This window comes from Gemmatimonadota bacterium, from assembly GCA_016713785.1.
Taxonomy (GTDB): Bacteria; Gemmatimonadota; Gemmatimonadetes; order Gemmatimonadales; family GWC2-71-9; genus JADJOM01.
Genome location: JADJOM010000003.1, coordinates 2,328,478 through 2,353,352, shown reverse-complemented (window position 1 = coordinate 2,353,352; position 24,875 = coordinate 2,328,478). Strand labels below are relative to the sequence as shown.

29 protein-coding genes and 1 pseudogene are annotated in these 24,875 nt (G+C 73.6%); 4 read left to right on the top strand and 26 right to left on the bottom strand.

The features are described from left to right. The first annotated feature begins 2 nt into the window (after positions 1-2). From IPJ95_18695 to IPJ95_18685, 3 genes are read left to right on the top strand one after another with little or no spacing between them, the layout of a single operon-like run. Positions 3-2,534 carry a response regulator gene (locus tag IPJ95_18695; GenBank protein ID MBK7925630.1) on the top strand — a complete coding sequence of 844 codons (2,532 nt, stop codon included), beginning with the start codon at positions 3-5 and terminating at the stop codon, positions 2,532-2,534. 14 nt (positions 2,535-2,548) lie between these two features. Then, complete coding sequence (locus IPJ95_18690) at positions 2,549-4,594, top strand: cation:proton antiporter (protein ID MBK7925629.1); 2,046 nt, start codon at positions 2,549-2,551, stop codon at positions 4,592-4,594. Beyond that, entirely contained in the window at positions 4,591-5,013 is a 423-nt protein-coding gene (locus tag IPJ95_18685) for a hypothetical protein (GenBank protein ID MBK7925628.1), read from the top strand. The genes IPJ95_18690 and IPJ95_18685 overlap by 4 nt, the downstream gene beginning before the upstream one ends. Before the next feature lie 12 nt (positions 5,014-5,025). On the opposite strand, the gene IPJ95_18680 is transcribed toward IPJ95_18685, so the two are convergent. The 9 genes from IPJ95_18680 to IPJ95_18640 all read right to left on the bottom strand — a co-directional run bounded on the left by IPJ95_18680 (position 5,026) and on the right by IPJ95_18640 (position 12,357). Further along, positions 5,026-7,518, bottom strand: coding sequence for an ABC transporter permease (locus IPJ95_18680; GenBank protein ID MBK7925627.1), 2,493 nt, complete (start codon positions 7,516-7,518; stop codon positions 5,026-5,028). 126 nt (positions 7,519-7,644) lie between these two features. Continuing rightward, positions 7,645-8,133, bottom strand: coding sequence for a GNAT family N-acetyltransferase (locus tag IPJ95_18675; GenBank protein ID MBK7925626.1), 489 nt, complete (start codon positions 8,131-8,133; stop codon positions 7,645-7,647). 15 nt (positions 8,134-8,148) lie between these two features. Further along, entirely contained in the window at positions 8,149-8,607 is a 459-nt protein-coding gene (locus IPJ95_18670; protein ID MBK7925625.1) for a hypothetical protein, read from the bottom strand. Continuing rightward, positions 8,604-9,275 (bottom strand): hypothetical protein, encoded by a 672-nt coding sequence (locus IPJ95_18665; GenBank protein MBK7925624.1) that lies wholly within the window; start codon positions 9,273-9,275, stop codon positions 8,604-8,606. The genes IPJ95_18670 and IPJ95_18665 overlap by 4 nt, the downstream gene beginning before the upstream one ends. Positions 9,276-9,302: 27 nt before the next feature. Further along, positions 9,303-9,833 (bottom strand): DinB family protein, encoded by a 531-nt coding sequence (locus IPJ95_18660; GenBank protein MBK7925623.1) that lies wholly within the window; start codon positions 9,831-9,833, stop codon positions 9,303-9,305. Next, positions 9,830-10,216 (bottom strand): cupin domain-containing protein, encoded by a 387-nt coding sequence (locus IPJ95_18655; GenBank protein ID MBK7925622.1) that lies wholly within the window; start codon positions 10,214-10,216, stop codon positions 9,830-9,832. Before IPJ95_18655 ends, IPJ95_18660 begins: the two co-directional genes overlap by 4 nt. A 32-nt stretch (positions 10,217-10,248) precedes the next feature. Next, positions 10,249-11,076: a hypothetical protein gene (locus tag IPJ95_18650; GenBank protein ID MBK7925621.1), complete on the bottom strand. Its 828-nt coding sequence runs from the start codon at positions 11,074-11,076 to the stop codon at positions 10,249-10,251. A 290-nt stretch (positions 11,077-11,366) separates the two neighbouring features. After that, positions 11,367-11,807, bottom strand: a complete 441-nt coding sequence (locus IPJ95_18645; GenBank protein MBK7925620.1) for a hypothetical protein — start codon at positions 11,805-11,807, stop codon at positions 11,367-11,369. A gap of 61 nt (positions 11,808-11,868) precedes the next feature. Further along, complete coding sequence (locus IPJ95_18640; protein ID MBK7925619.1) at positions 11,869-12,357, bottom strand: MOSC domain-containing protein; 489 nt, start codon at positions 12,355-12,357, stop codon at positions 11,869-11,871. A gap of 125 nt (positions 12,358-12,482) precedes the next feature. On the opposite strand from IPJ95_18640, the gene IPJ95_18635 reads away from it, so the two are divergent. After that, positions 12,483-13,733, top strand: coding sequence for a hypothetical protein (locus IPJ95_18635; protein ID MBK7925618.1), 1,251 nt, complete (start codon positions 12,483-12,485; stop codon positions 13,731-13,733). Here IPJ95_18635 and IPJ95_18630 read toward each other — a convergent pair. The 17 genes and pseudogenes from IPJ95_18630 to IPJ95_18550 form a co-directional block, all read right to left on the bottom strand. After that, on the bottom strand, positions 13,669-14,331 hold the full coding sequence (locus IPJ95_18630) for a hypothetical protein (GenBank protein ID MBK7925617.1): 663 nt from the start codon (positions 14,329-14,331) through the stop codon (positions 13,669-13,671). The two genes, IPJ95_18635 and IPJ95_18630, sit on opposite strands and share 65 nt — an antisense overlap. Before the next feature lie 103 nt (positions 14,332-14,434). Then, entirely contained in the window at positions 14,435-14,794 is a 360-nt protein-coding gene (locus IPJ95_18625; GenBank protein ID MBK7925616.1) for a hypothetical protein, read from the bottom strand. Between the two features lie 129 nt (positions 14,795-14,923). Continuing rightward, positions 14,924-15,162: pseudogene (locus IPJ95_18620) on the bottom strand (hypothetical protein). A 25-nt stretch (positions 15,163-15,187) separates the two neighbouring features. After that, positions 15,188-15,766: a hypothetical protein gene (locus tag IPJ95_18615; protein MBK7925615.1), complete on the bottom strand. Its 579-nt coding sequence runs from the start codon at positions 15,764-15,766 to the stop codon at positions 15,188-15,190. A 56-nt stretch (positions 15,767-15,822) separates the two neighbouring features. Beyond that, entirely contained in the window at positions 15,823-16,140 is a 318-nt protein-coding gene (locus IPJ95_18610) for a hypothetical protein (protein MBK7925614.1), read from the bottom strand. Positions 16,141-16,274: 134 nt separating this feature from the next. Beyond that, the gene (locus IPJ95_18605; protein MBK7925613.1) at positions 16,275-16,841 is read right to left on the bottom strand and encodes a histidine phosphatase family protein; all 567 of its coding nucleotides are present in this window, start codon (positions 16,839-16,841) and stop codon (positions 16,275-16,277) included. After that, positions 16,838-17,362 carry a hypothetical protein gene (locus tag IPJ95_18600; GenBank protein ID MBK7925612.1) on the bottom strand — a complete coding sequence of 175 codons (525 nt, stop codon included), beginning with the start codon at positions 17,360-17,362 and terminating at the stop codon, positions 16,838-16,840. Before IPJ95_18600 ends, IPJ95_18605 begins: the two co-directional genes overlap by 4 nt. A gap of 218 nt (positions 17,363-17,580) precedes the next feature. Next, on the bottom strand, positions 17,581-17,979 hold the full coding sequence (locus IPJ95_18595; GenBank protein ID MBK7925611.1) for a hypothetical protein: 399 nt from the start codon (positions 17,977-17,979) through the stop codon (positions 17,581-17,583). Between the two features lie 56 nt (positions 17,980-18,035). Next, positions 18,036-18,677 carry an alpha/beta hydrolase gene (locus tag IPJ95_18590; GenBank protein MBK7925610.1) on the bottom strand — a complete coding sequence of 214 codons (642 nt, stop codon included), beginning with the start codon at positions 18,675-18,677 and terminating at the stop codon, positions 18,036-18,038. A gap of 34 nt (positions 18,678-18,711) precedes the next feature. Then, complete coding sequence (locus tag IPJ95_18585; protein ID MBK7925609.1) at positions 18,712-19,266, bottom strand: hypothetical protein; 555 nt, start codon at positions 19,264-19,266, stop codon at positions 18,712-18,714. A gap of 206 nt (positions 19,267-19,472) precedes the next feature. After that, positions 19,473-20,000 carry a GNAT family N-acetyltransferase gene (locus IPJ95_18580; GenBank protein MBK7925608.1) on the bottom strand — a complete coding sequence of 176 codons (528 nt, stop codon included), beginning with the start codon at positions 19,998-20,000 and terminating at the stop codon, positions 19,473-19,475. A 102-nt stretch (positions 20,001-20,102) separates the two neighbouring features. Continuing rightward, the gene (locus IPJ95_18575) at positions 20,103-20,462 is read right to left on the bottom strand and encodes a hypothetical protein (protein MBK7925607.1); all 360 of its coding nucleotides are present in this window, start codon (positions 20,460-20,462) and stop codon (positions 20,103-20,105) included. A gap of 189 nt (positions 20,463-20,651) precedes the next feature. Next, positions 20,652-20,915 (bottom strand): hypothetical protein, encoded by a 264-nt coding sequence (locus tag IPJ95_18570; protein ID MBK7925606.1) that lies wholly within the window; start codon positions 20,913-20,915, stop codon positions 20,652-20,654. Between the two features lie 123 nt (positions 20,916-21,038). Then, complete coding sequence (locus IPJ95_18565; GenBank protein ID MBK7925605.1) at positions 21,039-22,454, bottom strand: aspartate aminotransferase family protein; 1,416 nt, start codon at positions 22,452-22,454, stop codon at positions 21,039-21,041. Between the two features lie 81 nt (positions 22,455-22,535). Further along, entirely contained in the window at positions 22,536-23,087 is a 552-nt protein-coding gene (locus IPJ95_18560; protein ID MBK7925604.1) for a hypothetical protein, read from the bottom strand. 543 nt (positions 23,088-23,630) lie between these two features. Continuing rightward, positions 23,631-24,386 (bottom strand): CPBP family intramembrane metalloprotease, encoded by a 756-nt coding sequence (locus tag IPJ95_18555; GenBank protein MBK7925603.1) that lies wholly within the window; start codon positions 24,384-24,386, stop codon positions 23,631-23,633. A 122-nt stretch (positions 24,387-24,508) separates the two neighbouring features. Next, positions 24,509-24,874 (bottom strand): hypothetical protein, encoded by a 366-nt coding sequence (locus IPJ95_18550; protein ID MBK7925602.1) that lies wholly within the window; start codon positions 24,872-24,874, stop codon positions 24,509-24,511. Position 24,875 lies beyond the last annotated feature (1 nt).

Here is a 24,875-nt window from a genome sequence, read left to right as displayed (position 1 = left end):
CCGTGCCCGCCGCCGACATCCCCCGGGCCGCCAGACTCCGCACCATCGCCGCCGTCGTCACGGCGCTCGGCTACCCGGTCCTCATGGGGTGGCTCGGGCGGGGGCATCCCGCCTGGGCCGTCGTCAGCTACGCGATCTTCATCCCGCTGGCCCTGCTGGCGCTCTGGTCGTTCCTCGCGGCCGCGGGGCAGGCGCCCGACCCCGGCATCCGGCGCGGCCTGCGGCTCTACGCCGCCTCGCACGCGGTGACGGCCCTCGGCAACCTCATCTGGTGCTGGCAGCAGTTCGTCCTCGGTACCGACCCCTCCGCCTCGTGGGCCAACCTCGCCTACCTGCTGAGCTACCCGCTGGCCATCGCGGGGGTGCTGGCCTTCCCGGTGGTGCGGGCGGGCAGCGAATCCCGCGGCCGGCTGGTGGTCGACGCCGCCATCGCGATCGTGGCGGGGTGCGCCATCACCTGGCTGCAGGTGGGCCGCCCGCTGGCCGCCGTCCCGATGTCGCTGCTGGAGCGCCTGGTCACGTTCACCTTTCCCGTCGGGGACCTGGTCATCTTCGCGGTGATGGTGCCGCTCCTCCTCGAACGTGTCGGGGGGGCCGGGCGGGCGCTGCTGCCCCGACTGGCCACCGGCCAGCTGCTCTACCTCGCCGGCGACCTCGGGTACCAGCTCAATGCCCGCTCCCCGGCCTGGATCCCGGTGGACTGGCCCGACCTGCTGTTCCTCGGTGGCTACGCCGTCATGATCTGGGCCATGGAACGGGCCGGCGACGCCGAGGGGCCCGACGCCCCTGATCGTGAGCCGCGCCTGCCGCGCAACCTGCTGCCGCTGCTGCTCGGGGTGACGGTCTACGGCCTGCTGATCCGGGAGGCCGCCCGGGCCGGTGCGCAGGTGGTCTGGGTCCTCGCGATCGTCACGGTGGCCGTGACCCTCCTCATCCTGCTCCGGGAGATCCTCACCGAGCGGCAGAATGCCAGGCTGGCCCGCGCGCTCGAGGTGTCGCGGGGGGAGGCGCGCTTCCTCGAGGTGATCCGGCACCTCACGGTGGGGGTGGTGGTCCAGGATGCCCAGGCGCGGCTCCGCCTGGCCAACCCGGCGGCGCTCGAGCTCCTGGGCCTCACCGAGGTGGACTTGCTCGAGCGCACCTCGTTCGACCCGGCGTGGAACGTGGTGCATGAGGACGGGTCGCCCTTTCCCGGCGAGACCCACCCGGTGCCGGTGGCCATCCGCACCCGGCAGCCGGTCCACAACGTGGTCATGGGCGTGCACCGTCCGCGGACACGGGACCGCGTCTGGCTCCTGGTGAACGCCGACCCCTCGTGCCGGCCGGATGGCGCGGTCGAAGAGGTGCTCTGCAGCTTCCAGGACATTACCGAGCGCCGGACCCTGGAGGATCGCCTGCGCCACTCGCAGCGCATGGAGGCAGTGGGGCAGCTGGCCGGTGGCGTGGCGCATGACTTCAACAACCTGCTCACGGCGATCATCGGCTATGCGGCGCTGGCCCAGGCCGACCTCGCGCGCGGGGCGCCCCGGTCGGAGGATATCGAGGAGATCCGGAAGGCCGCCGACCGGGCCGCGGCGCTCACCCAGCAGCTCCTGGCCTTCGGGCGCCGCCAGATGCTCCGGCCGGTGCTGCTCGACGTGAACCTGGTGGTGCACGAGGCCGGGCGGCTGCTCGCGCGGCTGCTGGGCGAGGATATCCGGATCCGGACCGAGCTGGCGGGCGACCTCGGGCTGGTGAAGGTGGACCGGGGCCAGCTGGAGCAGGTGATCGTCAACCTGGCCGTGAACGCGCGTGATGCCATGCCCCGCGGCGGGACCCTCAGCATCCGCACCCGGAAGGCCCGTGCCGGCGCGCCCGGGCTGCCGCCAGGCATCGAGGTGCCGCCGGCCGGCGGCGTGCTCCTGGCCCTGCAGGACACCGGCGTGGGCATGGACGAAGCCACCCTGAGCCGTGCCTTCGAGCCGTTCTTCACCACCAAGGCCCTCGGCAAGGGGACCGGACTCGGGCTCTCCACGGTCTACGGGATCGTGCGACAGAGCGGTGGTGACGTGCGGATCGAGAGCGCGCCGGACCAGGGCACGACCGTGACCGTCTGCCTGCCGCTGGCCGCCGACGGCGACGCCGCGGGCGAACCGACCCCGCTGCCCTTGCCCAGCGGGGGGCAGGAGACGATCCTCGTGGTGGAGGACGAGGAGGCGCTGCTCAGGGTGATGCAGCGGGCGCTCGAGGGGCGGGGCTACCGGGTGCACGCGGCCAGCACGCCGGACGCCGCGCGCCGCTGGCTCGACCAGCACCAGGGCCCGCTCCACCTCCTGCTGACGGACGTCGTCATGCCCGGTGGCAGCGGCCCGGAACTCGTGGCCCACGCCCGCCAGGCGCGCCCGGGGCTCCCGGCGCTGTTCATCAGCGGGTACGCCGACGAGGCGACCCTGCGCTATGGCCTCGATCAGGAGAACGCCACCCTGCTGCCCAAGCCCTTTCCCCCCGAGAAGCTCGTGGCGCAGGTCCGCGAGGTGCTGGACCGGACGGGCTGAACGGCGCCACGCCGATGACCTCGCCCGAGCACTTCCTCCGCGACCTCGCGGTGGTGCTGGTGACCGCCGGGGCCACCACCGTCCTGTTCCAGCGGCTGCGCTGGCCGGTGGTCGCCGGGTACCTGGTGGCCGGCGTGATCGTGGGCCCGAGCGTGCCGCCGAGCTGGGTCTCCGACGAGGCCAGCATCCGGCTGCTCTCCGAACTCGGCGTCATCCTCCTCATGTTCTCCATCGGGCTCGACTTCCGCCTGGGCCGCCTGGCCCGGGCGGGCGCCACCGGCGCCGTGGCCGCCGTGGTGGAGATCGGCCTCATGCTGGCGCTGGGCTTCGCGGTGGCGGGCCTGTCCGGCTGGAGCCCGATCGGCAGCCTCTTCTTCGGCGGGGCGGTGGCCGCGTCCAGCACCATGGTCATCGCCAAGGTGCTGGAGGAACACCCGGTCGAGCCCGAGCTGCGCGAGACGGTCTTCCAGCTCACGCTGTTCGAGGACCTTGGCGCGATGCTCATCATCGCGCTGCTCACGGCCGCGGCCTCCGGCGAGGGGCTGAGCGGCGGGGCCCTGGCGGCGGTGGTGGGGCGCCTGGTCGGGCTGCTGGTCCTCTTCCTGGTGGCGGGGCTCGCCCTGGTGCCCCGCGCCGCCCGCGCCATCATCGGCCTGCGCAAGCCGGAGACCATGCTGGTGAGCATGGTCGGCTTCGCGTTCCTCATGTCGTCGCTCGCCGGCCTGGCCGGGTTCTCGGTGGCGCTCGGCGCCTTCCTCGGCGGGCTGCTGGTGGCCGAATCCGGCGCCGGCCGCCTGGTGGAGCGGGAGATCCGCCCGCTGCGCGACGTCTTCGCGGCCATCTTCTTCGTGGCCACCGGCATGCAGCTGGACCTCCGGATCCTCGCGGAGTCCTGGGGCCTCGCGCTCGCCATGCTCGGCGTGGTGCTGCTCGGGCGTCCGGTGGCGATCACGGTGGGGGTGTTCCTCTCCGGCCGCTCACTGCGCACCGCGGTACGCGCCGGGCTCTTCACCTCCCAGATCGGCGAGTTCTCGTTCATCCTGGCGGGGGTCGGGGCGGGGTTCGGCGTAGTGCCACCGGCGTTCGTGGCGGCGGCGGTCACGGTCTCGGTGATCACCGCGCTGCTTTCCGGGCGGCTGGCCCGCGCGGCGGACCCCATCGCCCAGTGGGTCGATGCCCGACTGCCCCACCGGGTGCAGATGGTGGCCTCGCTCTACGGCGCCTGGGTCGAGGCGCTGCGCGCGGCGCCGGCCGGCCGTTCCCCCTGGGCCAGCGCCCGCCGCTCGGCCCGCTGGCTGGCGCTCGACGCCGTGGTGGTGGCGGGCCTGGTGATCGGCGGCGCGTGGGTGCGGCACCACCTGGCCGAGCTGCTGCTGGCGCGGGGCGTCTCGGCGACGCTCGCCTCCTGGCTGATCGCCGGGGTGACCGCCGCGCTGGTGAGCCCGTTCCTCTTCGGGATCCTCCGGATCACCCGCGGCCTCGGCGAGGAGCTGGCCGAGATCGCCATCCCTGGGCCGGGTCCGGGACGGGTGGACAACGGCCGCGCGCCGCGCCGGGTGCTCGGCGTCGCGGTGCAGATCGTGGCCGTGCTGCTCACCGCCGTGCCGCTCCTCCTGGTCACGGCGCCCGTCCTGCCGCCGCTGGGCGGCCTGCTGGTGCTGCTGCTGGTGCTGGGGCTGCTCGGGATCGTCTTCTGGCGCCGCACCACCGACCTCTTCGGCCACTTCCGCGCCGGCGCCGAGGTGGTGGTGGCGATGCTGGCCAAGCAGTCGCACGCGGAGGATCCCAAGATCGACCTGGTCCGTTCCCTCCTCCCTGGCCTGGGCGACTTTGCGCCGGTGCGGGTGGGGGCGGGCTCGGAGTGCGCCGGCCGGACGCTCGGGGAGCTCAACCTGCGCGGCCGCACCGGGGCGACCGTCGTGGGGCTGCTGCGGGGGGAGGAGCAGGTGGCGTTCCCGGAGGCGCACGAGCGGCTGGCCGCCGGCGACCTCGTGGCGCTGACCGGCAGCCACGACGCCATCGATGCCGCCACGATCATCATCACGGGGGAGGGTGCGTGAGGTACCGCCTGCTGCTCGCCGCCACACTGCTGGCCGGGTGTGGCCAGTCCACCGCCACCCTGCCGGCGGCGCTGGAGGAGCGGTTCCAGTCGGAGGGCGTGGTGCGGCGCGCCGACGACCAGGTGTTCCGCTATACCTACTACTCGCGCAGCACGCGGGGAAACCGCTGGGAGGACCGCGACGCGTCGATCATCGTCACGGCGCGGAGCGTCTTCGTGCACAAGAACGGCACGGTGGGGCTCGACCTCACCCCCGCGAGCCGGAAGGAGAATGCGGTGCGGCGCGAGGGGGATCGCGTGGTCATCAGCTCCGGGAGCGGCCAGTCCCGGGTGAGCTGGTCGTTCCGGCCGCCGGAGGATGCCCCCGGGTGGACCGAGGACATCCGCCGGGTCCTGGCCGCCGCCGACTCGGCCCGCTAGGCGGCGCCGGGCCTACTCGTAGCGCAGCGCCTGCATCGGGTCGACCCGGCTGGCCCGTCGCGCCGGCAGGTAGCCGGCGCCGAGGGCCACGGCGGTGAGGGTGAGGAGCGACGCCGCGAAGACCACCGGATCGTGGCCCTGCATGCCGTAGAGCAGTGAGCGCGCCGCGTAGCCCGCGCCCAGGGCGGCGAGCGCCCCGAGGGTCCCCCCGACGGCCACCATCACGCCCACCTGCCGCAGCACCAGTTGCCGCACCGCGCCGGCATCGGCGCCGAGCGCCATGCGGACCCCGATCTCCCGGGTGCGCTGGGCCACGGTGTAGGCGAGCACCCCATAGAGGCCCACCGCGGCGAGCAGCGTCGCCAGGGTGGCGAAGGCGGTGGACAGGATGCTGATCATCCGGTCGAGGAAGATGTTCTCCCGGATCTGCTGCGGCATCGTCTTGAGCTCCTCGATGGGGAGGCCCGGGTCGATGCGCTTCATCAGGGGGGGGATCACCTTGAGGATCTGCTCCGGCGCCAGCGCCGTCCGCACGTAGAAGTTGAGGCCCCACACGTTGCCGTCCTGCCGCCAGGGCGTGAAGAAGAGCGGCGGGATCTCGTCCTTCACGTCGCTGTACTTGGCGTCCTGCACCAGCCCGACGATCTCGATGTTGAGGGAATCGGGCCCGCCCTCGGACATGAACTTGCCCACGGCGTTGTTCCCCAGGTTGAACTTCCTGGCGAAGGCCTCGTTGACCACCGCCACCCGGGCTCCGCCCAGGCGATCGGCGTCGCTGAACTCGCGGCCCGCCAGCAGCGGCATCCCGAAGAGGGAGAAGTAGCCCGCCCCCACCCGGTTGAGCCGCGAGTTGTTGTCCACGTCGGGCCCGCTCGGGAAGCCCTGGACGTGCACGTCGGTGCCCCAGTTGCTGCCGGCGAGCAGCGGCACCGACGAACTGGTGACCCCGGTGACGCCGGGCAGCGCGGCCAGCTCCTGTTCCACCCGCTCATAGAGCTGGGCGGAGGCCAGGCTGTCGTAGCCGGTGCGGGAGGGGCTGATCGCGAAGGTCACCACGTGGTCCACCGTGGCGCCGATGTCGACCTTGCTCACGTTCACCAGGCTCTTGAGGAACAGGCCGGCGCAGATGAGCAGGCCGGACGCGAGGGCGATCTGCGCCGTCACCAGGCCCAGGCGGAAGCGCGCGGCCCCCCGGTGCCCCAGGATCTGGCCGGCCCCGGCGCGGATGCTGGTGATCAGGTCGGCGCGGGTGCTGTGCAGCGCCGGGAAGAGCCCGAAGATGAGGCCGGTGGCCACCGACAGGAGTGCCGCGAAGGCGAGCACCGACGGCTGCAGCGTGAATTGCAGCGCGAGCGTGGCCTCGGATGGCAGCAGCGCGGAGATGCCGTCCAGGGTCCACCGCGCCACCAGCAGGCTCGCCGCGCCACCCAGCAGCGCCAGCAGCACCGCCTCCGTCAGCAGCTGGGCCACCAGCTGGCGCCGTCCCGCGCCGAGCGCCAGCCGCACACCCATCTCCGTGGCGCGGCCGGCGCCCCGGGCCAGCAGCAGGTTCGCGATGTTGGCGCAGGCGATGAGCAGGACCACGCCCGTCACCCCGAAGAGCATGTAGAGCGGCACCCGCGCCTGCTCGTGCACCGAGCTCTGTCCCTGCCGTCCCGGCAGCACGCCGATCTGCTTGGCCTTGAAGCGGGCCATCGTCGCCTCGCTCATCCCGGCCTGCAGTGGGGCCTCGACGTCGGCCAGGATCGGGGTGTACAGCCCGTTGAGCGCCGCGCTGGCCTGTTCCAGCGACACCCCGGGCTTGAGCCGCCCGAACACGTAGGCCCAGTAGCTCCGCCGGTTGTCGAACCCGCCGTAGCCCAGCAGCGCCTCACGCATGGTGAGCGGCACGTAGACCAGCGGCCGCGCGCCGAGGGTGGTGCCCTCGAAGCCGCGCGGCGCCACCCCGATGATCTCGAAGGGCTTGCCGTTGATCACCAGCGTCTGGCCCACCACCGCGGGATCCGAGGCGAAGTGCGCCTGCCAGTAGCTGTACGAGAGCACCGCCACCGAGTGCCCGCCGATGCTCTGGTCCTCGCCCGGCCCGATCAGCCGGCCGCGGGCCGGGGTGAGCTGCAGCGTGGGAAAGTAGGAACCGGAGATGAACACCCCGTCGCCGGTGAGCGGCTCGTTCTGGTAGGAGAGGCTGGCCCCGAACAGCACGTGGGCCGCGAGCCCGGTCATGACCGTCTGACCCCGCTCCAGGTCCCGGAACATCTGGTAGCTGAAGATCTCGTCGCACCCCCCGGCCTGGTTGCACGACTGCGACCCCGGGTTGGGCCCCGGGGCGGTCAGCCGGACCAGCTGCTCCGGTCCAGGCACCGGCAGCGGCCGCAGCAGCATCTGGTCGAAGAGGGAGTAGATCGCCGCATTGGCCCCGATCCCCAGGGCCAGGGAGAGCACCGCGACCGCGGTGACGAACGGGGTCCGGAGCAGGGTCCGGAGCGCGAGCTTGAGGTGTTGCATCGAGGGCTCGTCGAGGGGGAACGGAGGTCTGTCCTGGGCTCCCGGACATGACTGCGGGCGGCCGTCCGGGGTTTCAGGTTGGACCGCGGAGGGGCGGAAAGGGTTGCAGTCCCGATGGCGGGCCGGTCAGCGGAGGGGTCGGGTGTAGCGCATCTCGTTGGTCCGGACAAAGCCGAGCCGCTCGTAGAGGGGCCGGCCGGCCTCCGAGGCGTGCAGCACCAGCCGGTCCAGGCGCTCCGCCCGGGCCCAGCCGAGCACCGCCTCCATGAGGGACTCCGCCACCCCCTGGCGGCGCCAGCGGGGTTCGGTCCACACGTTGAGGACGATCGCGTGCCGCCCCTCCGCCACCCCGCCGGTCCCGTCGGGGTGCGGCAGCACCTGGCGCCGCTGGGCCCCGGCCCCGCCCGCGATGGCCTGCGGCGCGTCAGCAGGCGCCGCGAGCCACCCCACATACTCCCCGGTCGCCAGCATCGGCTCGAGCAGCGCCTCGGCGTGGGCCACCAGGGCCGGCATCGAGGCCTCGGGGAGCTGGCCCATCTCATGGAACATCAGCGCCCGGTGGGTCGCGATCTCGCGGGCATCGGCCACGGTGGCCTGGCGGATGCGCAGTGGCATGGGCGCGTCCCCGGCCTACGACTGAAAGAGCGCGGCGAACCGCCGCTTGAATTCCGCCTTGCGGAGCTCGGGGCCCTCGGCGGTGAGGCCGGCGCAGCGGTGGGCCGCGTGGGCGTCCCATCCCTCCGGCCACCGCACGAAGACCTTCTCCCCGCAGGCCGGGCAGAGCACCCGCTGGTGGGTCAGGTGATCGGCGGTGAGGCTCGCGGCGTTGGTGATGGTACCATCGGGGCGGCGCTCCACCGTGGCGCCGAGCGGGGTGCGGAGCCCCTCGTCGAGGTGGGCCTGGAAGCAGGAGGCGTGGCAGAAGTACTCGCTGGCGAGCCGGTCCCGGGCCTCCGTGCCGCGCTCGAACGACAGCCGGCAGGGATCGCCGTCGGCCACCCGGATCGGCTGGCCGCAGAAGCAGCAGGGATCCCAGTGGAACTCGGTGCGGGCGGGCTTCATCGCGGCCAGCAGCTCACGGATGTTCATGGCCGGGCTCCGGGCGCGGACGAGAGGCCGCGGGTCGACTCGATCCACCACGCCCACGGGACCACGATCCAGCCCACCAGCGCAAAGACCGCGAGCCCGGTCACGGACGGCGGAGGCGGGCCGAAGGGCCCCGCGGCCCACATCCCGGTGCACAGCAGGACGAACGACCAGAACGCCGCCCGTCCCGCGCGGCTGTGCGTCACCGTGCATCGCAGGTAGATCACGAGCCCCGCCACCCACAACAGCCCCTCGACCAGGTAGGTGCCGGCCAGGGAATTCCACAACGACAGCCCCAGCCGCGGGGAGGGGCCCGGCCACAGCGGCAGGTCGGGGACGTGGGTGATGACATCGAGCACCCAGTGGCTTCCCACCAGGAGGACCAGTACACCGAGCGCCCGCCCATCGACGCCGCGCCACCGCGCCAGCCCCGCGAGCACCACGCCCCACGCCACCGCCATCACCAGGCTGTGTGACCAGGGATACGACTCGAAGACCAGCGGGTTGAAGGCGGTCGCCCCGGGGCGGATCTGCACCTGCTCGACTCCCGCCAGCAGGAAGAGCGGCCACACCAGGTCGAGCGCGGTGACGGCCGCGATGAACCAGGGCAGGGGAGTGGTGGGGCAGGTGCGCTTGGCCGCGAAGCCGAGCGCCAGGTGACCGACGAACATGCGCCGCTCAGGAAGAGTGTGGAGCCGTCAGTGCCCCGGGGCGGAGAGCTGCGCCGTATGGTGCCGGTTGTGGACGGCGAGGAAGCGCAACGCCTCGGCCGGACTCAGGCGCCCGAAGACGTGGTGCGTCACGCCGTCGCCGCCCCCGCCGTGGCGCGCCGTGAGCGCGGCACTGACGGCGGCGGCGCCGGCGTCCAGCGCGGCCAGCACCGCCGCGCGCGGGAACGGGCCGTCCCCGGGCCGCACTTCGCGTGGGGCGCGGGCGTTCGCCGGGATCCGGCCCTGGCGCAGCACGCCCGGCAGGAAGCGCAGGCGGAGCAGCGGCCGCAGCCACCAGGGCGTGCGCAGACGCAGCCCCGTGCCGCCCGCCAGCTCCCGCCCCAGCACCTCGTACGAAAGCCGCAGGTGTTCCGCGACCTGGGCCGGCGTCCACTTCCCGGGGCCCAGCGGGGCCTCCCAGGCTTCGGGCGTCCACCGTGCGGCGGCGGCATGAAACGCCGCGAGGGAGGCGGCGTGGTCCGCCTGCAGCTCGCTCCAGGCCACCACCGGTGACGTCACGGGGTGGGGAGGTGCGCGGTCTGCTCCGCCACGCTGCGGGTCCGGTCCGTCTGGACCTCCCCGGTGTGCGCCGTCTGCGCCGGCTCGAACAGCGCGAGCCAGCACTCCTCGAGCGCCACCGGGCGATGCCGCACCCCGCGCGGTACCACCAGGCACTCCCCCTCGCGCAGCACCACGTCGCCCTCGCCGAACTGGATGCGGAGCGAGCCCTTGATGATGAGGAAGAGTTCGTCCTCGGCCTCGTGCTGGTGCCAGACGAACTCGCCCTGGACCTTCACGACCTTGAGGTACTGACCATTGAGCGCGGCCACGACCCGCGGGGCCCAGTGCTCGCGCACCTGGCCCAGTTCGTCGAGGAGGCTCGTCGGGGTGGGGAGGGACATGCTGATAGCATAAGCCGCCCCGGCCTGATGGGCTACGGGTCCCGCCCGGCTTGTCCTGACGCGGCCCGCTCGCGCACGTAGTGGGCGCGGCGGTACCCGACCGTGAACCCGAGCGCCTCCCAGTGGTCGTAGGCCGGGCCGCTGCGGCCGGGCTGCACCGCCGCCAGGTCCGCCACCGCCAGCTGCGTCTCGCGCCGCGCCGCCAGCCCGAGCAGCGCCCGCACCAGGCGGTCATCGTCGGCGAACCCCGGCGCCATCACGCCGGGCACCGGCGCCTCGATGCCCAGCCAGGCCGTGCGCTGCGGGCCGAGGTACATGCTGCGCGCCGCCCGGATCTCGTCCTGCTGCACCAGGACGGCGTGGTGCCACCCGTCGCGGCCCACCAGCTCCTGCAGCCAGGGCGCGGTGGGCAGGCCATACCAGCGGTCCAGGAACCGCGTCCACCGCGGGGCCATCCGGCTGTCCACGAACGCCACCTCGGCGTCCTCCACGGCGTGCCCCGCGAGCGGGGCCGTCCGGAACACCCGGTCCCAGCCTGGCCGTTCCGTGAAGCCGCGCGCGGTGAGCCAGCCGGGGAGTCCGGCCGGCTCCGAGTAGGGCAGGGTGAGCACCGTGACCCGGGCAATGCCCACCGCCTCGTACGCGGCGAGCAGGGCATCCAGCATCTCCTCGGTGGCGGGCGCGCCGAGGCCCAGGTTGAGCACCGAGTTGAAGTGCACGAACGGGATGGCCCGGCAGCGGGTGTAGGCCACGTCCCCCTGCTCACGCAGCTCGGGACGGAATTCACGGGTGAAGGCCGGGGGCAGCGCCCGGTACATGTCGCCCCATGCCTCCAGCTCCGCCCGCTCGATGGCGTGCACTTCCGCGGGCGTCAGCGGTCGCGGCTGGGGAGGTGGGGAGGTGCGGGGTGGTACGGACATGGCGGCCCGGGGATGGCGGGGGACGTCGTCGGCCCTCGCGGGCCGGTGTCGCAACCTACTCCACTGGGCGGCGTTCGGCCATGCGGGGCCGGGCCATGGCCACGTAGCGGCCCGTGAAGCTGGCGGCCGGGCCGGTCCCGTCGGCGAGCGCTACCTCCAGGGTGAGGCGGGCCCGGCCGCGGGCGGTGGAGCGACGCCAGGAACCGGGGCCTGCGGTCTCACGCGGTGGCTCAGATCCGCCGGGTGTCGGCGCGCCACTGGGTCACCATGGCCTTGATCTCCTCGCGCCCGGCGACCTTCTCGTCGAGCACCCGGCGCACCAGCGCCGGCAGCTCCGCGTCCGAGGCGAAGCGCAGCGCGATCAGCTGGCCGGGCCGGAGCGTTGCCGCGCGGGCGGCCAGGTCCGCCGGCAGCAGGCGGGCCATCCGCAGCTGCTCCTCGAGGCAGATCACCCGGTCCTGCACGCCGAGCGGAAAGAACCGGACATACCAGAAGAGGGCCAGCAGGGCGAGCGACCCGGTCAGGGCGCCCAGGGTGCCGAGGCCCGGCGCCCGGATCAGCTGCGCCAGGGCCAGGAGGCAGGTGAGGAGCACCAGGGCGAACGAGACGCCGTGGAACCCCGGGACGTAGCGCTTGTGCTGCTGGAACGACTGCGGTGCCGCGTCGGCCATGCGGACCTCGGTGCGGGGGATGGAACGACCGGCGGCGCCGGCGGCGCCCCCGGGGACAGTGTCAGGCGTCCGCCAGGCGGACCGGGTCGCCGGGCCGGAGCTCCCCACCGGCCAGCACGCGCGCGTACCAGCCGCGGCGCCCCGTGGCGGCCTTCAGGAAGGCCGGCCCCCGCTCCGTGCCGACATACGGCAGGGTGTAGAGCTCGCGGCAGGGCACGCAGGCCTTGGTCACCTCGAGCCGCACCGCATCGGCCTCGAGCCGCACGCCCGCTCGCAGCGCCGACTCCGCGAGGCCGCGCAGGGTCACGTTCTCCCCGAGGTCACCGGGGGCCACCGGCCAGCCGGCGGCATTGAGCGTGGCGAGCAGGTCTTCCGTGACGAGCAGCAGCGCCTGGTCGGGATCGCCGGCGAGGGACTCCATCCGGTAGCGATTGTAGTCGCCCGCCGCCCCGGCCGGGGAAACCGAGAGCACCGGCACGGCGGCCTTGGGGAGGCCCACCTCGCCGGGCACCCGCCCCTTGATGCTCACCCGCGCGATCGAAGCGCGCACATCGCCCCCAGGTGGGAAAGTGGTGGACACCGCTTGCGCCCTTCGAACCTACGGCGCTGGCATCCGCGCAACCACCCCCGGGGTCGTTCCGTAGGGGAGGCGCCCTCACCCCCCGGAGCCTGCCCGTGCCACGCCTGCGGCGACTGCCCGCCGTCCTGCTGCCCCTGCTTGCCTTCGCGCCCGGCTCCCTGCCAGCCCAGGACGCCGACCTGGTCCGCCTGGAGGGGCTCCACGCACGGGATCCGCAGGACGCCGTGGTCCTCTTCAACCTGGCCGCGGCCCATGCCGCGGCGGGGCACCGCGCCGAGGCCCTGGCCGCGCTCATGGAAATGAGCCGGGCGCCTGGTGGCCTGGATCCCGGGTTCTACCGCGGGTTCTTCTTCCTGCATGCCGACGCCACCTTTCGCCGGATTGTCGCCGACATCCGCGCGGCCCACCCGCCGCTGGTCCACGGCGCGCCGGCATTCGTCATTCCCGAACGGGACCTGCAGCCGGAGGGCATCGCCTTCGATCCCTGCTCGCGGGCGCTGTTCGCGGGGAGCTTCAAGGGGAAGATCGTGCGGGTCGACCCGGACGGCAGCGTGACGGATTTCGCCGCGGCGACCGAGCCCGGGGTGCGCCGGGTGGTCGTGGGGCTTCGGGTGGACCCGCTGCGCCGGCAGCTCTGGGCGGTGGTCGACGATCCCCGGGCCTTCGCGGATCCTGCGCTGGGCGGCGCCGCGCTGCACCGGTACTCCCTCGATGATGGCCGCCTGCTCGCGCGCTATCCGGGTCCCCCGACCGGGGCGCTCAATGACGTCGCCGTGCTCCCGGACGGCATGGCGTGCGCCACCGGCACGTCCGACGGCTCCCTCTGGTGCCTCCGCCCCGATCGCCCCCGCATGGAGGAGTTCCTGCCTCCAGGCACCATCCCCGAGGCCAACGGCCTCGTCGCTGGCCCCGACGGCCGGACACTCTACGTGGCCGGGTGGCACGATATCCACCGGGTCGACCTCGCGTCCCGGGTCGTCCGGACGCTGCCCGCCCCGCCGGGCTTCCCGACCGGCAGCTTCGACGGGCTCTACTGGTACCGGGGCGGGCTGGTGGGCATCCAGAACGGGATCCATCCGGGGCGGGTCGTGCGGCTCAGGCTCGATGCGCCGGGCGATCGCATTGTCGAGGCCGAGGTGCTCGAACGCTACCATCCGCTGTTCAACGGGATGACGACGGGGGCGCTCGATGGCGACAGCTTCCTCTACATTGCCAACACCCAATCCCGCGCCTTCCGCGGCGATGGCACCCCGATCGACCCCGCCGCGCTGGCGGACATCGTCATCCTGCGGCTGGCGCTGGCGCCGGACGGCGCAGCGCCGCCAGCCACCCCGCGAGGACCATGACCCCGCCAGCCGCGCCGGCCAGAAGCCCCGGCAGCGTCACCCCGTGTGGGACCAGGCTCCGGGTGGCCGCCAGGACCACGAGACCAGCGGCGGTCACGATCACGTACCCGGCCAGCTCCAGCCGCGCCACCGGGACCGGCGCCGGCACTGGCGGGACGGCACGTGCGGCAGGGAAGACGATGGCCTTGAGCCGGTGATAGTCCCAGCAGAGCAGGAAGAGGGCGGCGAGCACCATCGGGCCGGTAATCCATGGGGTGCCCTTGAACTCGAGCGCGACGGTGATGACGAAGATGTTGAGGACGATCGGAAAGAACAGGATGGCCCCCACCAGCGCGGTGCGCGGGACGAGCAGCAGCGCCCCCGCCACCAGCTGCGCCCAGCCGATGAACCGCCAGTACCCACCGGTCCGGTGCATCGCATCAAAGAAGTAGCCCACCGGGGTGTCCGTGCCCATGACCGTGAAGGGCAACCCCTGCACCTTCACCAGCGCGGTCGGCACGAAGGCCAGGGCCAGCAGGATGCGGGAGAGGATCGCGAGGCGCTGCAGCGGGAACCAGCCGCGCACGCGGGCGTGCAGCCGGTCGAGGTGGGCTTCCATGGGACGCCTCCCTGGGTGGTGAGGGGATTCCGGGCCGCCCCCGATAACGCGCAGAGGGGGCCGCGCGTTTCAGCGCGGCCCCCCCGGTGGGTCCCGCTCGCCGCTAGAAGGCGGGCGTGACGGGCTTGAGCTCGAACGGCACCTTCTGCTTGGGTTCCAGGGTGGCCAGGACCCCTTCCCGGGCCAGGCGCTCCTCGGCAAAGAACAGCAGGGCGCGCACCTTCCGGCCGTGGGCCAGGATCTCTTCCTCGGTGCAGCCCGTCTCGGCGGTGAGCTCCTTCATCAGCTCATCGACCGGCTTGCGGGCCTTGGCCTTCACCTCAGGCACCGAGACCACGAAGCACGACTGGTCAAACGGGCTTGCCCAGGTGACGTCCAGCACACCCGCCGCGGGGGCGGGGCCGGGGCGCACGGCGAACTGGGCGGCACGTCGGCGCTTCGTGGTCGAGTCTGATGCAGTCATGGAGTCCTCGAACGGGTGAGCCACCTTTCGGTCCGGCACCGAAGGCGATGGAGCGGCTGCGTACGGAAAGATAGCCGGTTGGACCGCCCGGCGGACGGGGTGGGCCCCCCCCCGGGGGGGGGACCCGGGTCAGGTGGCCTCACACCGCCGCTTGAGCCCCGCGGCCTCCATCCCGATGTCCCGATCGTTGACCCCCCGGGTCAGCCAGGCCGGCACCCCTCCGACAGGGCCGTCACCTCCCACACCGCCGGGGGGAGCCCGGGCTGGAACACCCGCGCCCGCGCCCCGACCGCGAGCGGGCCATCGTCCAGGCGCTGTCCCCGGCGGATGGATTCCGTCCACTCGGGCCAGCGGTCGACATCGACCATGACCGCGCGCACCCGTTCCGGCGCGCTACCCGGCCCGGAGCCGGCGCAGGAGCAGGAGATGGGTGGCCAGGAGGAGCGGCACCAGAAAGGTCGGGAGCAGGCTGAGCGGGAGCCGGAGCAGCGGGGCCATGGATGGGAAGTCGGTCATGGCGATCCAGCTTGCCGTGGCGACGACCAGCAGCAGGTCGGCGAGGCCGAGCCAGTTCCAGGCGCTCAGCCAGGCCCGCCGGGCGGCCAGGTCGGGGACCAGGAGCACCAGGCCGAGGGCGCCCGTCGCCACGGCGATATCACCCCAGCCCCCCGGGACCGCGAAGGCGAACGGCAGCTCTCCCCGTCCGTACAGCACCAGGAAGTAGATCCCGACGAACCGCGTGAGGTGCAGGGCCACGATCTGCCGCAGGTTGAGCCCCGCGATCCAGACCCGGAACCCGGGCAGCAGGGTCCCCGCCAGGATGAGCAGTGCGGTCAGGCCTCCGAGCACCAGCTGGGGGACGGGTGGGCGGAGCCGCGCGACCTGGCCCGTGGCGCCGAGGACGATGGCCGTGATCAGCCACACCATCCCGATGCCGAGATAGAGGAGGGGACGTACCCGTGTCGTGGTCATGTGGGGCTCCGGTCAGGAAGCCAGCAGGAGCCGGGACCGGGGTCCCGGCCTGGGGGTCAGTTGGTCCCCCACCAGTTCTCGTTGCCCTTGTTCCGGGGGACACTGCGCGGCGGCGTGGCGGTCGCCGTCGCGCCGGGCGGGCTCACCGCGTTCTCCTCGGCCCACAACAGGAGCGCCGCATCGACCTGGTCGGTGGTGAGGTTCGGGTCGCAGGGAGAGACCGGCCACCGCCGGCCGCCAACCATGGCGTACCACATCGGCGGGGTGGCCGCGATGTCCCGCTTGGGGTTGGCCGGCACGCCCTCGTACGACACGAAATGGAAGCTGCGGCCACCGATCGTCAGGTGACGTTGCTGCGACTTGAAGGCGGACATGAATCAGCCTCTCCGGCGGGGGAATCCTGCACCGGAGTTGGCAACGCGACGCCAGCAGCGGATCGGGCGGGAACACCGGAAAGCTAACCCCGCGTACCCGTCGGCGCTGGGATCGCGTCCGCGGCCCGCGGCCATCAGGAGGGCGGGGCCGGGTGGCAGTCGCCGGCGCCCGGCGGATCGGGGGCGCCGTACCGGGCCCGCAGCAGGCGTGGCGCCCCGTCAGGCGGGAGCTCCAGGACAAAGAGCGTCGCGTACTCCCCGTCACAGGGGTCGGGGAGGACGGGGCCACCCAGCGCCGCGATGATCGGCCCGAGCGTGTTGCTGTGCCCCACCACGAGCGCCGCGGTGCCCGCCGGCACCGCGCCGAGGGCCCGCGCCACCGCCGCGGCGTTGCTGTCGGCGCCACTCCGCGCGGCCACGACCACCGGTACCAGCCCCCGCGCGGTGGCCAGCGGAGCGGCCGTCTCGCGGGTCCGGCGGTACTCCGAGGTGATGATCGTGGTGACCGGGAAGTCCACCAGGGCCGCGCCCAGCGCCGCGGCGCGGGCCTGGCCCGGGGCGGAGAGGGGCGGGTCGCCGGACGGCGCCGCCTTCTCGGCGTGGCGGACGAGGATCACCGTGGCCGCCTGCGCCGTGAGGCTGACGGGCAGGAGGAGGCACGCGGCGAGCGCGGGCGCGCAGAGCCGACCGGCCGGGCTCATGGCGTCACGGTGGGCAGTTCCCGCGCCAGCAGCCCGAGCAGCGCCACCTGGTCGGCGCCGAAGGGCGCCCGCACGCCGCCCACCTGCACCTCCGCCGTGCCGCACCGGCCCAGCGCCAGGTAGGTCGCGAGCGGGATCTCGAACGTGAGGTAGTGGCTCGAGGCGAGGATGCCGGGCACCACCCGTGAGGTCGGCAGCCCGTCGGCCATGCGCGTGGCGCCGTCACAGGTGAGCTGCAGGTGGTTGTCGAGCACCGCCTGCGGCGTCTGGGTGCGGAACACCAGGTACATGACTTCCGGTCGCGTGGTGGGCGCCTGGCCCGCGTGCACAAAGAAGAAGGTGAGCCGCGGCTTCTGCGCCCACAGGAAGTACTGGCCCCGGTGCGTGGTCACGGACACCCGCGTGACATTCTCCCCCGGGTCGTATTCCCGCACGATCGGCGACGTCGCCAACTCACTCGCGGGGGCCGCAGTGGCCGGCGCGCCGCCCGGCTGCACGTAGCTCCGGCTGATCGGTGGCATCACCGGCGAGAGGGCGCAGCCTGGTGGCGGCGGCCGCCAGGACCAGTGCGGAGTGGATACGCATCGAGCAGCTCCCGGCGTGGGCGTGGGGTGCGGACGGCTCCCGCCAACCTACGGGCGGGCGCGCGGGCCGGCAATCGATGCACCTGGGCGCGGCGGGCCCGACGCAGGATCATCGATCACTGGCCCGCGGGCCCTCCGGGCGCGCCGCGGGCGGTTCAGCCCGGCGTCGCCGCGGTGGCCCGTGGCCGGGCCCGCAGGGCGAAGACGACGATGCCCGCCAGCAGCAGCAGTCGCAACGTCCAGATCGGGCCGGGCAGGCCGAGGTCCGTCCCGCCATCGCGCAGCACGCCGCCCAGCCGCCCGGCGAGCCGCGCGCCCGCCAGCAGGGCCAGGCCGATGCTGCCCCACCACCGCCCCCGCCAGAGGCCGACCAGCAGCACCACCGTCAGCGCCGTGAAGCCGAGATCCGTCAGGATGTTCGGGAGCGGATACCCCTCGCTGCCTCGCCGGAGCCCCTGCAGTCCCGAGAGCGACAGCGGGATGTACAGCGCGGCGAGGACCGTGGTGATGCGGCGGGCGGTGCGGGATGGATCGGGGGCGGCGGGGCCGGGCATGCGGGTCCTTTGGCTGAAGGGAGCGGGTGTGGGGGGCACGAGGCGGCTTGCACCCCTCAAGTGGACGGGCCGCCGGGCGGGTCGCGGTCGCCGTCAAGCAGCTGGAGCACGATCCGCTGCAGCTGCGGGTCGTTCATCATGAAGGTGTGGTCCACCGGCAGGAGCACCGGCTGGTCGGCGTCGCGGATCAGCGTCTCGCCCACCGCCACGAATCCGTCGTGCGGCTCGCCCCGAAACGGGCGGCCCAGCAGCCGGTATCCCGCGGTCCCGGAGATGAGGGTGTACGGCACCCGGGGCTCGGGGATGTCGGCGTAGGCACGTTCGGAAGCCAGCACCGCGCCGCAGCTTCGGGCAAAGACCCGGAACGGCAGCCAGCGGATGGCGCGCACCGCGCGCCGCGGCGGCCGGTTGGGCGTGCCCAGCATGATGAGGTGATGCACCGGCAGGGTGGGGACGTCCGCGAGGGCGTGGCGGAGCAGCAGCCCGCCCAGGGAGTGGCCGATCAGGGCCACCGGGTCCGGCGCCGCGGCCCACGTCTGCAGCTGCGCCACCAGGCGGCGCCGGATCCCCTCATACGACTGGGCAAAGGCATAGTAGGCAAAGGAGGCCGGCGCGTGCCCCGCCCGCCGCAGCGCCCGGTGCAGCAGGGCGAGGCTCGCGGGGGTGCGGCCGAGGCCGTGGACGAGGAGGACGCGCATGCAGGAATCTAGGGGATTCCCGCCGCGAGGCGCCCTAGTCCACCGCCGTCGTCCGGGTTACCCGCAGGCTTCCCGCGTGGAGGCTGTCGGCCAGGTACCCGTTGGCGAGCAGCGTGGAATCGCTCGCGAACGGCAGCGTGGCGGGGCAGCCCCAGGTGCCGGTCCAGGTGTCGCCACCGGGCGCGTCCAGCGTCCCGGGGATGTCGAGCGCCAGGGGCGGGCCCAGCCGCAGCGTGAGGTGGGTGGCGTCGGCGCGCACCCACTGTACGGCCAGCGAGGCGAGCAGGGTGTCGCGCTGGACCCCCGGGGACGCGTTGGTCAGCACGGTGTCGAAGAACACCGACCGGGTGAAGTAGAGCGTGGCCGTGTCAGCGCTCGTGCTGTCGGGCCACCGGGGCATCGGCCAGCTTCCCGAGAGCGTGCAGTAGTGCCGGCGGCCATGGGTGCTGTCGTCGTAGCGGGCGAGGGCGTTGAGCAGCGCCACCCGCGGGTGGGCGCGATCGGGGCCCGTGCTGTCGCACGCCACGAGCAGGCAGAGGGCCAGGGCGGCGAGGACGGGACGCGGGACGCGGCACAGGATCGATGACATGTGGCAACCTTCCGGTGAAGCGACAGTTCCCGGTGCCGCCCGCGTCGCCGCATCTGCGGCAGGCGCCATCGCGCTCCGGACGGAACTGACCCGGCTCTTCACGGAGCACCACCGCGCCACCGACGGCGGCACCGGAGTGCTGGGCGAGTACCTCGACGCGCAGGTACCGGTCCCGTGGCCGCTTGCGCTGGAGTTCCCCTGCCGACTTACCGCAGGTGCTTGTAGAAGAACACCGATTCCTGTGGCGACCCGTCCGGGTTGATGGCAAAGCCGGGGATCGACCCCATCTCGGTCCACCCCAGCCTCCGGTACAGCCGCTCCGCGGCATCGCCCCGCTTGGTGTCGAGTGTGAGGAGGGTGAGCCCCGCCGCCCGAGCCGCCGCTTCCGCCGCCGCCATCAGCCGGGTGCCCAGCCCCTGGCCCCGCGCGCGCCGGTGCACGATCAGCTTGGCGATGTCCCCCCGATGCGGCTGGTTGGGTGCCCACGCGGGGTGCACCTGCACGCTCCCCGCGATGCCCGCCGCGTCGCGCGCCACCAGGACGGCCACCCCGGGGCCGGCGTCCGTCAGGCACTCCCGCCACCACGCCAGCGCCCGTTCCACCGACAGCGGAGGGAGGAAGCTGACCGCCCCACCCGCGTTCACTGCGTCGGCCAGCAGCTCGGCCAGCGCGCGCAGGTCGGCGTCGGACACCGGGCGTGTCAGGGGTGCGATGGCGAGGGGATGGTCAGGCATGGCGGCGGGGTGCGGGGGCACGGGAGAACCCATGGCCGCGAAAGCTGGCGGGCAGCGGCGGCGCCGGCAATCCCCGGGGCGGGGTGCCGGCGGCCGCGGAGTCTAGAAGCTCTGGGGCACGGGCGCCAGGCGGTACGGGTGCCGCTGGTTGCCCGGGAGCCGCGCCATCACGCCCTGCCGGGCCAGCTTGTCCTCCGCGAAGAAGAGCATGCTGCGCACCTTCTGGCCGTGGGTCAGGACCTCGTCCTCGGAACACCCGGTGCCTTCGGTCAGCTCCGCGAGGAGGGCGTCGTAGCGCTCGGGGTGCTTGCGCGGCATCGCGGGCGCCGCGAGATCGTAGCAGAGCCGGTCGAACGCGCTCCCCCACTGCACGTCGAGATTGCCAGCGATGGGATCGGCCGGGCGGGGCGCGGCGAGGGTGGTGGCGCGGGCGCGCTTCTCGGCGGAGGTCGGTTCGGGCATGACAGGTCTCCTGGTAGGGCGAGGGATCGCCAGAGCAGGAGCGTCGCTGGTCTGGGGGCGGGGCGGAGGAATGATACCCCGGCGGACAGTTGCCCGCTGGCGGTGGTGGCGAGCCGGGCGACCAGGCTGTCCGCCGGGCGCCGCGGTGATGGTGCCGCCAGTGGGGTCAGGCCGTCCCACCGACGGCGGTTACCAGCGCGCGGTCCGCCGCGTGAACCCGCAGGAGTGCGCCTCCGGGCCGGCCGGTCCGGGGACCAGTGCGTCGACCCGGGCGGTGTCGGCCGCGGTGCGCGCCGCGCCGTAGCGTGCAAGGCACTCCCTGGCCCCGCGCGTCTGGTACAGGCCGAGGAGCATCCACACCGCGAGCGCCCCCAGCGCCAGCGCGCTGGCGGCCATCGCCACCCGCGGTACTGGGCGGCCCGGGAGCGGTTCGGTGGCGGTCGGTGCTGTCATCATGCCTCCGTGCCTCTGTCGATGTGCACCACGGACGCCGCGGGAGTCCGGCGAGTGACGTTCCGGGGCGCCGTCTCACTCCCGCCCTGCCGTAACCTACCCCGCCGCCCGCCGCCGGCAATCTCACCCCGCGCTGGCGGCGGCCGCGGCCGCCACCGCGCGGTCCACGTCGGCCGCGGTGGTGCGCCAGTTGGAGACCGACACCCGCATGCACCGCGTGCCCCGCCAGGTGGTGCCGGTGAAATAGGCCTCGCCACTGGCGTTGATGGCCGCGATCACCGCGTCGGTGCGCCGGTCGTGGTCCATGTCGGTGGCGCCTGGGGCGGGGTCGTGGAATCGCACCAGCCCCTGGTTGATCTCCGAGACCGCCACCGCCCGCGCGTGTGGCAGCGCCCCGATCCGGGTCACCAGCTCGCGCGCCTGCCGGCTGTTGCGTTCCACCAGCTCGGCCACGCCGGCACGCCCCAGCTCCCGCAGCGCCGCGTACGTGGCAAAGCCCCGCGCCCGCCGCGAGTGCTCCGGGGTCCAGTCGAGCTGGTCGCGCACGTCGTCGGCGTGCACCAGGTAGCTGGCGCGGTGTTCCATGCCCGCGCGGTGATGCTCCGGGTGCGCCACGAAGGCGTAGCCGCAGTCGTACGGCACGTTGAGCCACTTGTGGCCATCGCTGGCCCAGCTGTCTGCCTTCTCCACGCCGGTGAGCAGGTGCCGGAGCGCCGGCGAGGCGCCGGCCCACAGGCCCATCGCGCCATCCACGTGCACCCAGGCGCCCGCCTCGTGGGCCCGCGCCACGAGCTCGGGGAAGGGGTCGAAGGCGCCGCAGTTCACGTCGCCGGCCTGCAGCACCACGACGGTGGGGCGTCCCGGCTCATGTGCCAGCGCCTGCCCCAGCGTCGCCGCGGTGAGCCGGGAATCGGCGTCACTGGGGAGCAGGCTGATGCTCGCGGTGCCGAGGCCGAGCAGCTTGGCGGCCCGCACCGTGGTGCCGTGGACCGCGTCGGAGGTGAGCAGCCGGATGGCCGGCGCGCCGGAGAGTCCGTCGCGGTTCACGTCCCAGCCGGCCCGCGCGAGCAGCGCATGCCGTGCTGCGGCCAGGCACGTCACGTGCGCCATCTGGCATCCGGTGACCAGCGCGAACGAGGCCGACGACGGCAGGCCGAGCAGGTCCTTGAGCCAGTCGCCACACACCTCCTCCACCACCGCGGCCGCGGGGCCGCAGGCGTAGAGGCCCGCATTCTGGTCCCAGGCCGACGTGAGCCAGTCGGCGCCGAGCGCCGCCGGCAGCCCGCCGCCGATCACCCACCCGTAGAACCGGCCCCCGGCGCTGCCGAGCAGCCCGCCGGCGGTGTCCCGCGCGAGCTCCTCGACGACCGTGACCGGGTCCATGCCGGCCTCCGCCAGCGGGCGCGCCAGGCGCCGGCGCAATTCCGCCAGCGGGGTGGTGGTGCCCACCCGGGCGGCGTCGAGCCCGCCCAGGTAGGTGAGGGCGAGTTGCGCGGCGCGCTCGAGGGTGGCGCGTTCGTCTCGGGAAGGGAGGGGCATGGCCGGTTCAGTCGGAGCGGGTGAGGGTCGGGGGACGTCCGCCGGTGGGCGGTCCTGCAGGGAATGCGGAGGCCCGCGGCGTCACCCGACATTTCCCGGCCGGCGGGCCGCGGCGTCCACGGCCGCCACCCGCCGCGCGGCCTCCCTCCAGTCCACCCGTGGCGCCACGCCGGCGGCGTCGAGCTCGAGGGAGGCCAGCGCCCGCGCCACCACGACCGCGCCCTCGGGCACCGCGCGGCCAAAGGCGAGTTCCGCCCGGCGGCACAACCGTTCCTCCCGGGCGCGCGCGTCGAGTGGCGTGGTCCCGCACCACGAGGCCACCCTGGCATGGGTGGCCTCGTGCACGATCGACGCGGCGATCTCGGGCAGGCCGTGCGCCGGGTTCACCGTGAAGGTGAGCTCCACCAGGCAGAGGCGGGTGTCAGGAAAGTAGGCGCCGCGGCAGGCAAAGCGCTCCACCACGAACCCGGCGAGGTCCACCGGCAGGCGCCGGTACACCCGCGGCGCGTGCGCGGCGACCAGGTCGAGCGCGGCGGACAGCCGCGCCACCACCTGCGCGGTGTCGATGTCGGGGCGGGTGTTGAGGATGCGGACGGGCAGGCCATGCACCGTGCGCAGGTCAGGGTGGGCCACGAGGGTTCCGTTAGGGGGTGGCCGGAGTGGGGCGGTCGCGGTGCTTCCGTGATCGCCCCGGGCTTCGGGTCCCCGCGGTCTGAGGACGACTTAGAGCTGCTTGACCAGCCATCCCAGCAGCCTCTTGGCCTCGGCGGGGGAGAGCTTCTTGCCGCGCCCGCCGCGCTTCTTCCCCTTGCCTGCCCCGATCCGGATGACCTTGATGGGGCCAAAGGTCACATAGACGTGATCGTGCTGCTTGCCTGTCGTGGGGCTGTGGCCGCCGTGATCGGCCTTTCGAGTACCGCGTGGCTTTCCTGCCATCTCTGGCTCCGGGAAGGGGTGGTGGCAACCTACGCACCATCACCCGGGGGCGCCACCGGGGCCCATGGCTCACGGGGGCCATGCGTGCGGTTCGCGGCTCCCACGCTGAGGGAGGCACCCCCTGCATCACTGGCCTCACCACGCCCTGCATAGACGGCTGCGTCGATAGTCAGGTCACGACGGAGCGCGGCATCGTTCCCGCGCGCGGCCACCACCACACCACCCCGGCCGCCAGCAGCGTCACCACCAGCCCGATCGTCGGCGCCGATGTGGCCAGCCGCGCGGCGGCCGCCTCGTCCGCCACGATCGTCCAGAGCGGCGTGTTGCCCCGCTCCCCGTGGCCTCCCGGGCAAGGTTCATCGCCGCGTGCACCCCGGTGGGCATGGCCAGCCCCCCCGACCGGTGGGCCACCGCCCCGAACAGCCCCGCGCTCGGCAACACGCCGTAGAGCACCTGGTTCCACTCCCACCCGAACGCGAGGTGCGACAGCCCGAACGCCAGCGCCACCAGCCCCTGTGCCGGCCACGTCCCCAGCGCGCCCTGGAGCGCCCGGAGCGTGTAGCCACGGAAGCCCAGCTCCTCCATGTAGGCGAGGACGAAGACCGTGCCCACCGCGAGCAGCAGGGGCCCCGCCGCCGGCGCCGGGGCCGCCGCCAGCCGGATCGGGGTCACCAGCAGGGAGATCGCCACCAGGACCGCGGCGTAGCTCGCGAAGCCCAGGAGCATGCCGCCGAACAGCGGCACCACGTCATGTCCGGCGGGCGACGCCCCGATCGTGCCGAGCGCCGGCACCTCCCGCCGCGCGAGGAACACCGCGAGTGCCAGGAGCGGCGGTGTGGCCACCAGGCCCCACGCCAGCTGGGCCCAGGGCGGCGGGGCCATGCCTCGCGGAATGGCGGCGAGAAACAGGATGACGAAGTAGGCGACCCAGAACAGCGCCACGCGGCGCAGGACCGGGACGGCGCCGGTGGAAGACGCGCGGTGGGACGCAGGCATGCGGGGCATACGGCCGGTGGCGGGGATTGGTGTCGGCGGACCAGCAGGGGCCGGGCCCTGCCGGTCAGTCTCGAGTTGCCTCCCGCCGAGCCGCCGCTGCTGCGGGGCGCGTGATCGCCGCGTTACTGCGCCTCTCGCACGTAGATCACCCGTCGCGTTGCCTCGAACGCCGGCATCATGATCTCGAGGTACCAGCCGGGGTTGATGCCCAGCGCCGCCTCCATCTGTCCGAAGAGGTCGGCGAAGCCCGGGCAGTCCTCGGAAAGGAGCACGGGCTCCTCGCTCGACCGGGTGGCGTCGATGGCGAGCACGATCCGGTCGTGGCTTCCCAGGTCCTGCTTGAACGCCGCGATCCGCTGGATGGCGCTCCACGGGATGGCGCGGCTCACGCCGCCGATCGTGAGGCTGATCCCCGTGACGTCCGCCGCGATCGTCGGGAGGGGCGGGGAGTCCCCCCGGGCCAGGAGGCGTTGCAGCCACTCGAGCATC